A 14,114-nucleotide genomic window follows, 5' to 3' on the forward strand; every position below is an offset into this window, starting at 1 on the left:
GAAGTGGCCGGGCCCGTGGCATGCTTCCTGCCGTGACCGAGCGACATGCGACCTTCGCCGTCTGGGAGGACGGGTTCGACTGGGCCCCCAGCAGATCCATCACGTATGCCGACCCGCACGTCCCTGGGGCACCTGAGCTCACCTACGTGGCGCGGTCGTGGGAGTCGCCCGTCGTCACCACCGACTTCGGCGCCCGCGAGCTCATCCCGTCGTGGAACGCACGGACGCCTGCGGGCACGTGGCTGTCCGTCGAGGTGCGTGTCGCCTCCGAGCAGCGCGGCGACCCATGGACCCCGTGGCTCGTCCTCGCGCGCTGGGCCGAGGGCGACCCGGGGGAGGGTGCGCCCATCACGCGCACGACGGTCCGAGGTCAGGCGCTCGACGTCGGTCGGGTCGCCACCGACTGCTACCGCGCCACGGAGAACCACCGCTTCGACCGCTGGCAGATCCGCGTCACCGGGCTCCGGCCGGCCGGCGCGCCGGAAGACCGGGCCGACGAGAGCCACGACAGCCATGACAGCCACGACCCCGAGCTCACCGACGGCGGTTGGCCCGAGCTCACCCTGGTGTCCGGGGCAGCGCTGGACTTCGACGTGCCGGACGACGAGCCGACGACTGCACCAACCATCGGCCGCGCCCTCGAGGTCGCCGTGCCGCCTCACTCGCAGCGCCTGCACCTCGGCACGTTCCCGGAGTGGGACAACGGCGGGGAGAGCTGGTGCTCGCCGACGTCGACGACGATGCTCCTCGAGCACTGGGGTGTCGCCCCGACCCCGGAGGAGTTCGCGTGGGTCGGCCACGACACCGACCCCGCCGTCGTGCACGGGGTCCGGCACGTCTACGACCCGGCGTTCCCCGGGGCCGGCAACTGGACCTTCAACACGGCGTATGCCGCGACGCGGGGGCTGCGCGCCTACGTGACGCGGCTGCGCGACCTCACCGAGGCCGAGCGCTTCGTCGAGGACGGCATACCGCTCGTGGTGTCGGTCACCTTCCGGCGTGACCAGCTCGACGGCGCGGGCTACGACACGAACGGTCACCTGCTGACCATCGTCGGCTTCACGGCCGACGGCGACGTCGTCTCCAACGACCCCAACAGCCACACCATCGCGAGCAACGAGCAGGTGCGAACGGTCTACCGCCGCGACCAGTTCGAGCGCGTGTGGGTCGGCGACGACGGAGGGCTCGCGTATGTCATGACGCCCCCAGGCGTTGCCCTGCCCGAACCTCCGGCAGAGGCCAACTGGGGCTGACCGGGCCGCGCGACGTGCCGTGTCGCACGAGCCACCCACGGCGACGCGAGCGCGAGAATTTACGACCCCTTGACCCCATCGCCGGGGTGACGGGGGTTGACTGGCCGCGCCCTCCCTCGCGAAAGGTGTGCCATGCCAAGCCGATCCACCCTGTCAGGCAGCCCCGACACCCCTGACTCTCCCGACAGACGGGACACGCCGTTCCGCCCCAGCCGCCGCGCGCTGCTCACCTCCGCGGCCGCCGGCACCGCTCTCGCCGGACTCGCGGGCGTCTCGGGCGCTGCCCAGGCCCGCGCGGCTGACACGAGCAAGAAGGCCGAGCCCACGCGTCACGTCGCCTTCGCGACGTGGTCGGGCGCCGAGATCGCCTACGGCCCCTTCGCCTCCACGGTCGACTACGCCGACCCGCACGACCCCTCGGGCGCCTCGGTGACGTACGACGTCGCGATGTGGACCTCGCCCGTCGTCGCCCCGGGCTTCGGCCTGACCGAGCTCGTCGCGTCGTGGAACGCCGTCACCCCGGGCCGGTCGTGGATCGAGGTCAGGGTGCGCGGCACGAGCGCGGGCACGAAGACCAAGGACTACGTGCTCGGTCGCTGGTGCGCCAAGGACCCGGCCGACGGCGGCGGCATCCACCGCACCTCCCTGTCCGGCCAGGGTGACACCCTCGCCACGGTCTACACCGACACCCTGGCCACGCGGACCGGCTACACGCTGACCGACTGGCAGCTCGAGGTGCGCCTGCTGCGCCCACAGGGCACGGCGGACGTCCCGACCGTGGCGAGCGTCGGGGCGATGGCTTCGGCCCTGCCTGACACGAAGAAGGTGCCTCGCAGCGCCAACGGTGCGGCCTGCGGCACCGAGCTGCCCGTCCCGGCGTACTCGCAGGAGGTCCACATCGGCCACTACCCGCAGTGGGACAACGGGGGAGAGGCGTGGTGCTCCCCGACGTCCACCGCGATGGTCGTCGACTTCTGGCGCGCCGGCCCGACTGCGGCAGAGAGCAACTGGGTCACGCCCCCCGTCGACGCGCAGGTCGACTTCACGGCCCGCAACGTCTTCGACTACACCTACGACGGCGCGGGCAACTGGCCGTTCAACACCGCCTACGCCGCGACGCGCCCGGGCCTGCGTGCTTTCGTCACACGCCTGCGCAGCCTCACGGAGGCCGAGGTGTTCATCGCCGCCGGCATCCCGCTCGTCGTCTCGGTGTCGTTCTCCAAGGGCGAGCTCAAGGGGGCCGGCTACAGCACGAACGGCCACCTCATGGTGATCCGCGGCTTCACCGCCGCCGGTGACGTCATCGCGAACGACCCCGCCTCGCACCTCGTTGCCGACGACACACAGGTGCGGGTCATCTACGACCGCGGGCAGTTCGAGAACGTCTGGGTGCCGCACAGCGGCGGCATCGCCTACGTCATCGCACCGGCCGGGCACCCGCTGCCCACGTCGCCCGCCGAGGCGAACTGGTAGGCCGGGCAGGGCCGGCGGCTCAGGGGACGAGGCCCGTGCGGGGGTCGCGGTCGGTGATGCAGTACCGCGCTCCCGTCGGGTCGGCCAGCACGGTCCAGCCCACCGCAGGGTGCACCTGCAGGGCTACGGCACCGAGCCGCTCGTGCCGCCTCGTCTCGGCGGCCCGGTCGCTGCTCGCGAGGTCGAGGTGGGCGGTGACGACGCCGTCGAGACCGTCACCGAGCCGCTGCAGCAGCAACCGCAGGGGTATGCCGTCCGGCCGGGTGAGGTGGGCCAGCTCGGGGTGCGCGCCCGACGTGCGCAGCTCCCAGCCCGTGAGCTGCGCCCAGAAGGTGCACTCGGTCTCGAAGAGGTCGGCCGGGATGTCGAGGCAGACCTGGTCGAGCAGGCTCTCGTGCACGCCGTCGTCGGACCAGCGCGACGGGAGGGGCCGCTCGCGCAGCCGCTCGTGCACGAGGCAGAAGGTGAAGCCGCCGGGAGAGCGCAGCACGACGTAACCGTGAGGGGAGCGATGCACGACCCGTCCACCCAGTGACACGGCCGTCTCAGCGGCCGGCGCGATGTCGTCCGCCGTCGGCACGTGGACGTCGAGGTGGATCGAGGGACGGTCCGGCGACGACCCGTCCGGGCGAGGCACCGCGACGGTCCGCTGCACCTTGACGAAGGGGTCGCCGGACGGAGGCAGCAGCGTCGTGAACTCGGCCTCGTCCCCACGAGCCGGCGACACGGCATACCCCGTCACCTCGGACCAGAAGCGCGACCCTGCCCCGTGCAGCTGCGGCGGCAGGTCGAGGAAGGCGGTGAGCCACCTGACCGGGATCATGGCCCGAGCGTAGGGGAGGCACACTGGAGCCATGGCTGCGCACACCCCACCCGGCTGGCCGAAGGGCGTGCCCCCGGCGCACACCCCCGGCTGGGAGGACCGCGCCGTGCTGTGGCTGCTCGACCAGTGCCCACCCGACTACCGGGGGTATGCCGGGTGGCGGCGTCACCCCATCGCGCTCGCCTGGCTGGCCGGCCGGCACCTCGACGGGCAGGTCGTCGCGATGCGCGACGCGTGGCGCGAGGCGCGCGTGGCCGTCGGGCCGCACGTGCCGGCCGAGGCGCTCGAGGAGATCCTCGGCCAGATCGAGGCCGAGGGGATGCGGCTGCGGGCGGCCTCCCGGTCCGCACACCTGCTCCACGAGGCGCTGCAGGGCAAGGTGTTCGCCCCTCGGCTGTGACACCTGCGACAGTGCCGCCCCGCCGCGCACGTTTCCGTGAGGGTGGGCGTTCACCCTAGACTCGACCGACCCACCCGTAGCGAGAGGACAAGGCAGCGTGGCCCTGCTGGAGACCATCACGAGCCCTGCGGCGCTCAAGGCGCTCCCCGAGGACCAGCTGGCACCTCTGGCCGAGGAGATCCGCCAGTTCCTCGTCACCGAGGTCTCCAAGACCGGTGGCCACCTCGGGCCTAACCTCGGCGTCGTGGAGCTGACCATCGCGCTCCACCGCGTCTTCAACTCCCCGACCGACACGATCGTCTTCGACACCGGCCACCAGGCCTACGTCCACAAGCTGCTCACCGGGCGGCACGACTTCAGCCAGCTGAAGAAGCGCGGCGGCCTCTCCGGCTACCCCAGCCGCGCCGAGTCGGAGCACGACGTCGTCGAGAACTCGCACGCCTCGACGGCCCTCTCGTGGGCCGACGGCATCGCGAAGGGCCGCCGCCTGCGTGGCGAGACCGGTCGCCACACCATCGCGGTCATCGGCGACGGAGCCCTCACCGGCGGCATGGCGTGGGAGGCGATCAACAACATCGCCGTCGACAAGGACCTGCCGCTCGTCATCGTCGTCAACGACAACGAGCGCTCCTACGCCCCGACGATCGGCGGCCTCGCCGACCACCTCGCCACGCTGCGCACGACCCGCGGCTACGAGCGCTTCCTCGACTGGGGCAAGCGCTCGCTCGCGAAGACCCCCGTCGTCGGCGGCGCGATGTTCGAGACGCTGCACGGCGTCAAGAAGGGGATCAAGGACATCGTCGCCCCGCAGGGCATGTTCGAGGACCTCGGCCTGAAGTACATCGGGCCCGTCGACGGCCACGACGAGCCTGCCGTCGAGCGGGCGCTCGCCAAGGCGCGCGACTTCGGCGCACCGGTCATCGTGCACGTCATCACGCAGAAGGGCCGCGGCTACCAGCCCGCCATCGACGACGCCGCCGACCAGTTCCACGGCGTCGGCAAGTTCAACCCCGAGACCGGCCTGCCCTTCGAGGTGGCCGGGCGCATCTGGACCGACGAGTTCAACGAGGAGATGGTGGCGATCGGGGCCGAGCGGCCTGACGTCGTCGCCATCACCGCGGCCATGCTCATCCCTGTCGGGCTCGACGGGTTCGCCGCCGCCTACCCCGACCGGGTCTTCGACGTCGGCATCGCGGAGCAGCACGCCGTGACGATGGCCTCAGGCCTCGCGTATGCCGGCCTGCACCCCGTCGTCGCCGTCTACGCGACCTTCCTCAACCGCGCGTTCGACCAGGTGCTCATGGACTGCGCCCTGCACCGGGCCGGCGTGACCTTCGTGCTCGACCGGGCCGGTGTCACCGGAAGTGACGGCGCCTCGCACAACGGCATGTGGGACATGACGCTCACCTCGATCGTGCCGGGCCTGCGCCTCGCTGCGCCCCGCGACGGCGACCAGGTCAAGAAGCAGCTGCGCGAGGCCCTCGACGTCTCCGACGGCCCGACCGTGCTGCGCTTCCCCAAGGGCGACGTCGCCGACCCGCTCCTCGCCGTGCGCTCGGCCGGGGACGTCGACGTCCTCTTCGAGAATGCCGGTGAGGACGTCGACCTGCTCGTCGTCGGGGTCGGAGCCTTCGCCGGCCTCGCGACCGAGACGGGGGAGAAGATCGCCGCCCACGGCCGCACCGTCCGGGTCGTCGACCCGCGCTGGGTCCTGCCGGTGAGCGACGACGTCGTCGCGCTCGCCCGCCAGGCACGCGTCGTCGCCGTGATCGAGGACAACCTCGTGAGCGGCGGTGTCGGCTCGGCGGTGACCCGCGCCCTCCGCGAGGCCGAGATCGACGTGCCGGTGCACACCTACGGCATCCCGAAGCGCTTCCTCGAGCACGCGTCGCGGGGCCAGATCCTCGAGGACCTCGGGCTCACCGCCGACCAGCTCGTCGCCGAGCTCGAGCCGCGTCTCTGACGCGCAGCTGGCGGCGCCGCTGACCGCGAGGCTGGGCCGCATCAAAGCCCGCGCCTAGACTCGGGGCCATGCAGCTTCGAGACGCCGACGACGTGACGACCGCGCCCATCGCAGCCCTCGGCCTCGTCGGCGGCTACGTCGTCGCCCGCGAGAGCGGCGTCCGCCCGCTCGGCGGGGTCGTGCTCGGGGCCGCGGGCCTCTACGCCGGACGCACGTGGCTCGCCAAGGCCGGGGGAGGCGGCGCAGCCGGTCTGGCCGCGGTCTACCTCGGCGGCTTCGCCGCGTCGCACGTCCTGGCGAAGAAGATCGGCGCCTGGCCTGCGGTCCTCACCGTTGCGGCCGTGAGCGCTGCGGCCTCCTGGGCCGTCGCCGACCGCAGGAGCTGACAGCCTCAGCTGCCGGGGCGGGAGCCACCCAGCCGACGGATGAGGGCATTGGCGTCGCCGACCGGGCCGAGGTGGACGAGCTTGTCGGGGTTGACGACCGCGCGGACGGCCGCGACCTGACCATCGCGGATGTCCAGGGCCCAGACGGCGAGCAGCCGGTCCTCGACGAGGAACATCGCGCCCGGGTCTCCGTTGACCTCGGCGAGCCGGATCTCCATCTCGGGCAGGCGGCGCAGGACCCGCAGCCAGTTGGTGAGGGTGTGCGCGACGCGGCTCCGGCCACGCTGCGAGCGTGCGAGCGAGGGCGCCTTGCCGCCGCCGTCGCCAACCAGCTCCACGTCGTGGGCGAGGAGCGACTCGAGACCGGCGAGGTCGCCCGCGCGTGCTGCGGCGAAGAAGCGGCTCGCCAGGTCGCCGTGCTGCGCTTGAGTCGTCGTGAAGCGCGGCCGACGCTCCTCGACGCGGCGTCGCGCGCGCACGGCGAGCTGGCGCACGTTCGCCTCGCCCTTGCCGACGATCGTCGCGACCTCGCCGTAGCCGTAGCCGAACACGTCGTGGAGGAGCAGGACTGCCCGCTGCTCCGGTGACAGGCTCTCGAGCAGGACGAGCAGCGCCATCGACAGCGAGTCGGCGGTCTCCGTCTGCTGCGCCGGGTCCTCGACCGCGCCGTGGCCGTCGGTGAGGATCGGCTCCGGCAGCCAGTCCCCGACGTAGCGCTCTCGACGCACGCGCGCCGACCGCAGCTCGTCCATCGCGAGTCGGGTGGTGACGGTGGCCGTGAACGCCCGCGGGGAGGCGATCTGCTCGCCCGCCTCGAGAGAGCGGTGCACCCGCAGCAGCGCCTCCTGGACGACGTCCTCGGCCTCGGTGACGCTCCCGAGCATGCGGTAGGCGATGCCGAAGGCCACCGGCCGCAGATCCGCCAGCAGCCGCTCCCGGTCGGGAGCCGTTGCGGGCGAGCCGTTCTCGTCGGTCACGCCGCCGCACCGCCCCCGGCGGGCACCTGGGCCCCGAGCTCGCGGAAGCCGTCACGCCACGTCGCGTGCGCCGGGGTCCAGCCCAGCTCGCGCCTCGCCCTGGCGTTGGAGGCACCGCGCAGCTCGGTCATCATCACGGTGCCAGTCTCGCCCGCCAGGAGTCTGCCGACCAGCCGGGGAACGCGCATCGGAGCCTTGGCGCCGAGCGCGTCGGCGAGCACCGGCAGCCACGTCGCAACGCTGGCCGGCTCGTCGTCGACGACGTTGTAGACGCCCGGGGCGCCGCGCTCGACGGCGGCAACCGTCGCCTCCGCCGCGTCGGCGATGTGGACGAAGGACCACACTCCGCCACCGTCCCCGACCACCGGGAACTTCCGCTGTCGGACAGCCTCGGCCTGCTCGCCGTCGGGGCCGAGCGAGGTGTGCGGGCCGTAGAAGCCGCCGTACCTCAGCACGAGACCCTGCGTCCACGCTGCGGCGAGCACACCGTCCTCGACGTGCCGGATGGCGCCGACGGTCTGCTCCATCCCGGGGGGCGGTGCGGTGCCGAAGGGGTCGTCCTCGGTCTTGACCGCACCACCGACCCGGTCGTAGCCGGCGAAGAAGCTCTGGGCGACGAACCGCCCCACGCCGACGGCCCGCGCGGCCGAGAGGAGGTGGTCGGTGCCCTCGGTCCGCAGGCGGTTGGTCTGGGCGAAGGCCCGGTCGAAGTGCCTCATGTCCATCGGCCCGATGGCGGTGAGCTGGTGCACGACCACCTCCGGACGCGACTCGGCGACCGCCCTCGCCACCTGCTCGGGGTCGAGAGCGTCAGCCACCACGGGCACCGCTCCCAGCGCCTGCACCAGCGCCTGCTTCGACTCGCTGCGCGTCATCCCGTGCACCTCGTGCCCCGCGGCCACGAGGCGCGGCAGCAGCTGCCTCCCCATGGCACCCGTCGCTCCTGCCACCAGAACCCTCATCATGCGCTCCTTCACTCGATGTCTGCGTATGCCCTTTCAGACGAGACAGCGGCCGCTCCTGTGACACCTCGGTGCGAGAAGGTCAGCGGCCGCCGGGGTGGCGGCGAGCCACATGCAGGGCCTGCCTTTGTGGTTCCGGCTCCCACGACGGTCCTTTCGAGGCTGAACTACTTTCGCCGAAACGGTTGGGCGTCAACGAATCTCGTTGCAGCAAAGGCGCGAGCGCCCGCCAGAGGTGGAGGACACCGGTGTCCAAGCGATGGAGCCTTGCGCTCGCGAGCGCACTGATCACCCTGTCGGTCGCGGCGTGTGGTTCGCCCGGCCAGCCCGGCGCCCCCGCGGGCGAGGGCACGGCCGCAGCATCCGGCGGGGCGTCCGGCGGACCGCTCAAGGTCGGCCTCGTCTACTCGAAGTCCGGACCGCTCGCGACCTACGGCGCGCAGTACCGCCAGGGCCTGACGGCCGGCATCGACTACGCGACCAAGGGCACGGGTGCGGTGGGCGGACGCACCATCACGATCACCGAGGCGGACGACGCCGGTGACCCCGCCAAGGCCGTCGCCTCGGCGACCGACCTCATCGGTCAGGGCAACACGATCATCGCCGGCTCCACGTCGTCCGGCGTGGCGCTGCAGGTCGCACCCCTCGCCAAGGACAACAAGGTCCTCTTCATCTCGGGGCCGGCCGCCGCCGACGCCGTCACCGGCGCGAACAAGTACACCTTCCGCTCCGGTCGCCAGACCTACCAGGACGTCGCGACCGCTGGCTCGATGCTCGGCGACGTCAAGGGCAAGAAGGTCACCGTCCTCGCGCAGGACAGCGCGTTCGGCAAGGCCAACGTGGCGGCCGTCACCGCGGTGCTCGGCGCCAAGGGTGCGACCGTCGACTCCGTCGAGGTGCCTGCAGCCGCAACCGATCTCACGCCCTTCGCGACGAAGGTCAAGACCGCCGCACCTGACCTGCTCTTCGTCGCCTGGGCTGGTGCCAACGCCACCGCGATGTGGACGACGCTGGGGCAGCAGGGTGTCTTCGACCAGACGAAGGTCGTCACCGGCCTCGACATCAAGCCCACGCACGCGCTCTTCGGCGAGGTCGGCACGAAGATCAACTTCCTGTCGCACTTCTTCGAGGGGGCGACCGACAACTCCGCCTACCAGGCGCTGGACAAGGGCCTCAAGGCCCAGGGCTCGACCGTCGACCTCTTCACCAACGACGGCTTCGTCGCGGGCCAGATGATCGTGCATGCCCTCGAGGCCGGCGGCGACGTCGACTCCATGGTCTCCGCGCTCGAGGGCTGGAGCTTCGAGGGACCGAAGGGTCAGCTGACGATCCGGCCCGAGGACCACGCCCTCCTGCAGCCGATGTTCACCGCCTCGCTCAAGAAGGACGGCAGCAACGTCGTGCCGCAGCTCGTCGACACGCTCTCGCCCGAGGCCGTGGCTCCTCCGGTCAGCCCCTTCAAGTGACCGGCGGCGACACGACGTGATCACCGCAACCGGTGTCGGCTGGAAGGTCGGCGGCGCCCAGATCCTGCACGACGTCACACTGACCGTCGGCACCGGTGAGCTGCTCGGCATCATCGGCCCGAACGGCGCCGGCAAGTCCTCGCTCGTCAACATCCTCAGCGGGGTGACGCGACCCACCTCGGGGCGAATCACTCTGCAGGACAGAGACGTCACGAGATCGAGCGCGACGGCGCGGGCGCGCATGGGTCTCGCCCGCTCGTTCCAGACCTCGGCGCTCTTCGACGGCCTCACGGCCGGTGAGAACGTGAGGCTCGCCGTCCAGGCCGCCGGGCCGGCCCCGTTCAGCCCGTTCCGGGCTGCAGGGTCGGCCTCCGGCCGGCAGGTCGACGACCTGCTCGACCGGGTCCGTATGCCGGGTCGCGGAGCCACGATCGCCCGAGACCTCTCGCATGGCGACCGTCGCAAGCTCGAGCTCGCGATGGCGCTCGCGTCCGCGCCCTCGACGCTCCTGCTCGACGAACCGATGGCCGGGGTGTCTGCGGAGGACGTCGACGGACTGTCGGAGATCATCGGCGAGGTGCGCGACTCCGGCGTGGCCGTCGCGATGGTGGAGCACCACATGCACGTTGTGCTCGGGCTGGCCGACCGCGTTGCCGTCCTCCACCACGGTGAGCTGCTCGCGGTCGGCGCCCCGGCCGAGGTCACCTCCGACGAGCGCGTCCAGCACGCCTACCTGGGAGAAGCACTGTGAACGACAACCGGCCCGCGCCGGCCGTCCTTTCCGTCACCGACCTCCACGTGCACTACGGCGGTTCCCACATCCTCCAGGGAGTCACTTTCGACGTGCCCGCCACGGGGGTCACCGCCCTGCTCGGTCGCAACGGTGTCGGCAAGACGACGACCCTCAAGGCGATCATCGGTCTCGCCCCCCGCTCTGGTCGAATCACATTGCGGGGCAACGAGATCCAAACGCAGCGCACCTCACGCATCGTCCGTGAAGGCATCGGCTACGTGCCTGAGGACCGCGAGGTCTTCGGCGGCCTGACCGTCGACGAGAACCTGCGTCTCGTCGACCCCGACCGTGGGGTCGAAGCGCCCGTCGTCGCCGAGCTCTTCCCCGACCTCGTCGGCCGGCGCGACCAGCTGGCCGGCACCCTCTCAGGGGGCCAGCAGCAGATGGTCTCCCTCGCGCGGGTGCTGCTGCGGCGCAACGACCTGCTCCTCATCGACGAGCCGACCAAGGGCCTGGCCCCCAAGCTCGTCACGGAGGTGGCCGACGTGCTCGCGGAGGTGGCCCGCACGACACCGATCCTGCTCGTGGAGCAGAACCTCCCGCTCGTGCGCCGCATCGCCGACCAGGTCGTCGTCATCGACGCCGGCCGCGTGGTCCACCGCGGCGACGCCGCGGAGCTCGTCGCCGACCCGGCCCTGACGCGAGAGCTTCTCGGTGTCGCGATGCGGCGGGAGGGGGCGGCATGAGCGACCTGCTCCTCCTGCTCGTCACCGGCCTCGGCCTCGGCGCCCTCTACTTCCTCGCCGCGAGCGGCCTCAGCCTCATCTACGGACTCATGGGCGTGCTCAACTTCGCCCACGGGGTCTTCATGACCGCAGGCGCGTATGCCGGGTGGCTGACCATGGGGGACCTGCCGCAGTCCCTGCCCGTCGGGGCGCGCCTCGCCGTTGGCGTCGTGGTCGCGATCGCCGTCGGGGCCGTCATCGGCCTCGTCGTCGAGGTCGTGCTCATCCGGCCGCTCTACCGCCACCACATCCAGCAGGTCCTCGTGACCGTCGGCCTCTCCCTCGCGGGAGTCGCTGCGGCACAGGGCATCTGGGGAGCCGACCCGCGTCCCGTCGAGACGCCGACCTGGATGAGCGGCACCACGGTGGTCCTCGGCGCGCGGCTGCCCAACGACCGGTTCGTCTACATCGCCGTCGCGCTCCTGCTGCTCGCCGGACTGCTGGCCCTGCTGCGCTACACGCGGCTCGGTCTCGTCATCCGCGCCGGCGTCGAGAACCGCACGATGGTCGAGGCCCTCGGCATCGACGTCCAGCGCACCTTCACCATCGTCTTCGCCATCGGGGGAGCGGCGGCAGGGCTCGCCGGGGTCCTCTACTCGCAGTATGCCGGGGCCGTCTCGCCCGGGCAGGGCGGGTCGCTGCTCATCTACGCCTTCATCGTCGTCGTCATCGGCGGGATGGGGTCGCTGACCGGAACGGCGGTCGCGGCGGTCGTCGTCGGCCTCGTGCAGCAGCTGGCCAACTACTACGCCGCGAGCGGAGTCGGTGACCTGTCGGTCGTGCTCCTGCTCGCCCTCGTGCTGCTCCTGCGGCCGTCGTCCCTGAAGGGAGCCACCGCATGACCTCCCAGGCCAGCGACGTCACCGAGGCGCCCGAGGGCGCGGAGCCGGCCACCCGGCATACCGCGGAGCCGGAGGCGGCACGCGGCCCACGGCGACGACCGTGGAAGGTCGTGGTGCCGCTGCTCGTGCTGGCGGTGCTCGCCTACCTGCCCTACGTGCCGGCCGAGCTGCCGGGCCTGCTGCCCGGTCGGGTCAACGGTCCCGGATCGATGCAGCTGCTCGCCACCTGCCTCGTCATCGCCGGTATCGCCCTGTCCTACGACGTGCTCTTCGGGCGCACGGGCCTGCTCAGCTTCGGGCACGCGCTCTTCGTCGCGTCGGGCAGCTACCTGCTGACCATCTCGCTCTCGACGTGGGCGCTTCCACTGCCGGTGGCGATCGCCCTGGCCCTCCTCGCCTCGACGGTGCTGTCGCTCGTCGTCGGCGCCGTGGCGCTGCGCGTGGGCGGCATCGCGTTCGCCATGGTGACGCTCGCCTTCGCGCAGGCCGCCTCGATCATCGTCATGCGCAACCCGGGCGGCGTGACCGGCGGCGAGGAGGGCAAGGTGCTCGACCGCGACGCCGTGCCCGCCCTGCTCGTCGGGGTCGCCAATGCGCCCTACCGCTACTGGCTGGCGCTCGGCTTCGTCGTGCTCGCCTGGGTCGTCGTGACCCTGCTCATCGGCTCCCGGGCGGGCCGGGCGATGGCGGCCGTGCGCGAGAACGAGTCGCGGGCCGCGGTGCTCGGCCTCGGCACCTACCGGGTCAAGCTGCTTGCCATCGTCGTCGCCTCGGTGCTCGGAGCCCTCGGTGGCATCGTCCACGCTCTCGTGCTCGGCGGGTCGAACCCGCATCTGACGACGTCGGAGTTCACCCTGTCGCTGCTCGTCATGGTCGTGCTCGGCGGCGCGGGCAGCCGGTGGGGCGCCCTCCTCGGCGGGTTCCTCTATGCGTACGCCGACGCGCGGCTCGTCGAGGTCAGCGGAGCGGCGTGGCTCGAGCCGTTGCCCGAGGTGGTGCGGCAGGTACTCTCGCAACCCCTGTTCATCCTCGGCGTGCTCTTCATCGTCGTCGTCTACTTCGCACCCTCGGGCCTCACCGGCCTGGGCGGCAGGCTGATCCGGAAGGCTGGTTCGTCATGAGCACGGAGTCCGCGTTCGTCATCGAGCTGGCGGAGGGTCATCTCGCCATCCACGACCTGACGGTCGGCACGGCCGGGCCCGATGCCCCCGTCGTGCTCGCCGCGCACGGCATCACGGCCAACGGGCTGTCGTGGCAGCGGGTCGCCGAGGAGGTCGACCGCCGGCACGGACCGGGAGCGGTGCGCTTCCTCGCGCCCGACCTTCGCGGCCGCGGCGACAGCCGGAGTGCGCCCGGGCCATACGGCCTGGCGGTGCACGCGGCCGACCTCGCCTCGATGGCCTCGGTCTTCGGGGCGGCGCCTGTGGTCGTCGGTCACTCCATGGGGGCCTTCGTCGCCGCCCTCGCCGCCGATCTCCACCCCGACCGCTTCACGGGGGTCGTGCTCGTCGACGGTGGTCTCGCCTTCCCGGTGGCTCCGGACCTCGACATCGACGCGACGCTCCAGGCCGTCATCGGCCCTGCCATGGATCGGCTCTCGATGCGTTTTGCAGACCCGCAGGCGTATCTCGACTTCTGGGCCCAGCACCCGGCCCTCGGACCGGTGCTACAGGGCCCGGGCGGGGACGCCGCACGCCGCTACATCGAGCACGACCTCGTCGAGGACGGCGCCGGCCAGTGGCGCAGCACCTGTGTGCTGGAGGCGGTGCGGGCCGACGGCGCCGACGTGCTCGCCGGTCTACAGGCCCATGCCGCCGTGCGCCACCTCGCAGCGAAGGGGGTCCCGGTCGAGCTGCTGTGGGCACGCCGAGGCATGTTCGACGAACCCCAGGGGCTCTACGACCCCGCACGGCTGGCCGCCCTCGACGTGCCGGAGCAGGTCCGGCTCACCGAGGTCGACGCCAACCACTACGACATCGTGCTCGGCGATGGCGGGGTCGCCGCCGTCGTCGACGCCATCGACCGCCGGCTCGGAGCCTGAGTCCCGATCA

The 14,114-nt window shown here is 72.0% G+C and carries 14 protein-coding genes; 11 read left to right on the forward strand and 3 right to left on the reverse strand.

Features of this window, described 5'->3' with window-relative positions:
- The first annotated feature begins 32 nt into the window (after window positions 1–32).
- On the forward strand, window positions 33–1,253 hold the full coding sequence (locus FHX52_RS03595) for a peptidase C39 family protein (protein ID WP_185747066.1): 1,221 nt from the start codon (window positions 33–35) through the stop codon (window positions 1,251–1,253).
- A 132-nt stretch (window positions 1,254–1,385) separates the two neighbouring features.
- Window positions 1,386–2,726: a C39 family peptidase gene (locus FHX52_RS03600; RefSeq protein ID WP_141819987.1), complete on the forward strand. Its 1,341-nt coding sequence runs from the start codon at window positions 1,386–1,388 to the stop codon at window positions 2,724–2,726.
- Window positions 2,727–2,745: 19 nt separating this feature from the next.
- Here the strand turns inward: FHX52_RS03600 and FHX52_RS03605 are convergent, their stop codons facing one another.
- Window positions 2,746–3,549, reverse strand: a complete 804-nt coding sequence (locus tag FHX52_RS03605) for a VOC family protein (RefSeq protein WP_141819989.1) — start codon at window positions 3,547–3,549, stop codon at window positions 2,746–2,748.
- Between the two features lie 31 nt (window positions 3,550–3,580).
- Between FHX52_RS03605 and FHX52_RS03610 the strand changes: the two genes are divergently transcribed.
- From FHX52_RS03610 to FHX52_RS03620, 3 genes are all read left to right on the forward strand, one after another.
- Window positions 3,581–3,949 carry a hypothetical protein gene (locus FHX52_RS03610; protein WP_246069596.1) on the forward strand — a complete coding sequence of 123 codons (369 nt, stop codon included), beginning with the start codon at window positions 3,581–3,583 and terminating at the stop codon, window positions 3,947–3,949.
- Between the two features lie 97 nt (window positions 3,950–4,046).
- Window positions 4,047–5,912, forward strand: a complete 1,866-nt coding sequence (gene dxs / locus FHX52_RS03615) for a 1-deoxy-D-xylulose-5-phosphate synthase (protein WP_141819990.1) — start codon at window positions 4,047–4,049, stop codon at window positions 5,910–5,912.
- A gap of 68 nt (window positions 5,913–5,980) precedes the next feature.
- Window positions 5,981–6,298, forward strand: coding sequence for a hypothetical protein (locus FHX52_RS03620; protein WP_141819992.1), 318 nt, complete (start codon window positions 5,981–5,983; stop codon window positions 6,296–6,298).
- A 5-nt stretch (window positions 6,299–6,303) separates the two neighbouring features.
- Here FHX52_RS03620 and sigJ read toward each other — a convergent pair whose 3' ends face one another.
- Both sigJ and FHX52_RS03630 read right to left on the reverse strand, forming a co-directional pair.
- On the reverse strand, window positions 6,304–7,275 hold the full coding sequence (gene sigJ, locus FHX52_RS03625) for an RNA polymerase sigma factor SigJ (RefSeq protein WP_141819994.1): 972 nt from the start codon (window positions 7,273–7,275) through the stop codon (window positions 6,304–6,306).
- Window positions 7,272–8,237 carry an NAD-dependent epimerase/dehydratase family protein gene (locus FHX52_RS03630; RefSeq protein WP_141819996.1) on the reverse strand — a complete coding sequence of 322 codons (966 nt, stop codon included), beginning with the start codon at window positions 8,235–8,237 and terminating at the stop codon, window positions 7,272–7,274. The genes sigJ and FHX52_RS03630 overlap by 4 nt, the downstream gene beginning before the upstream one ends.
- A 248-nt stretch (window positions 8,238–8,485) precedes the next feature.
- Here FHX52_RS03630 and FHX52_RS03635 point away from each other — a divergent pair, with 248 nt between their 5' ends.
- Genes FHX52_RS03635 through FHX52_RS03660 form a run of 6 tightly spaced genes read left to right on the forward strand, consistent with a single transcriptional unit; the run spans window position 8,486 to window position 14,104 of the window.
- On the forward strand, window positions 8,486–9,703 hold the full coding sequence (locus FHX52_RS03635; RefSeq protein WP_141819998.1) for a substrate-binding domain-containing protein: 1,218 nt from the start codon (window positions 8,486–8,488) through the stop codon (window positions 9,701–9,703).
- Between the two features lie 16 nt (window positions 9,704–9,719).
- Window positions 9,720–10,454 carry an ABC transporter ATP-binding protein gene (locus tag FHX52_RS03640; RefSeq protein WP_141820000.1) on the forward strand — a complete coding sequence of 245 codons (735 nt, stop codon included), beginning with the start codon at window positions 9,720–9,722 and terminating at the stop codon, window positions 10,452–10,454.
- Complete coding sequence (locus FHX52_RS03645) at window positions 10,451–11,182, forward strand: ABC transporter ATP-binding protein (protein WP_141820002.1); 732 nt, start codon at window positions 10,451–10,453, stop codon at window positions 11,180–11,182. Before FHX52_RS03640 ends, FHX52_RS03645 begins: the two co-directional genes overlap by 4 nt.
- The gene (locus tag FHX52_RS03650; RefSeq protein WP_141820004.1) at window positions 11,179–12,063 is read left to right on the forward strand and encodes a branched-chain amino acid ABC transporter permease; all 885 of its coding nucleotides are present in this window, start codon (window positions 11,179–11,181) and stop codon (window positions 12,061–12,063) included. The genes FHX52_RS03645 and FHX52_RS03650 overlap by 4 nt, the downstream gene beginning before the upstream one ends.
- Complete coding sequence (locus FHX52_RS03655; RefSeq protein ID WP_141820005.1) at window positions 12,060–13,184, forward strand: branched-chain amino acid ABC transporter permease; 1,125 nt, start codon at window positions 12,060–12,062, stop codon at window positions 13,182–13,184. The genes FHX52_RS03650 and FHX52_RS03655 overlap by 4 nt, the downstream gene beginning before the upstream one ends.
- Window positions 13,181–14,104 (forward strand): alpha/beta hydrolase, encoded by a 924-nt coding sequence (locus FHX52_RS03660; protein WP_141820007.1) that lies wholly within the window; start codon window positions 13,181–13,183, stop codon window positions 14,102–14,104. Before FHX52_RS03655 ends, FHX52_RS03660 begins: the two co-directional genes overlap by 4 nt.
- The last annotated feature ends 10 nt before the right edge of the window (window positions 14,105–14,114 follow it).

Origin of the sequence: Humibacillus xanthopallidus, from assembly GCF_006717145.1 — a bacterium.
Lineage (GTDB): Bacteria > Actinomycetota > Actinomycetes > Actinomycetales > Dermatophilaceae > Humibacillus > Humibacillus xanthopallidus.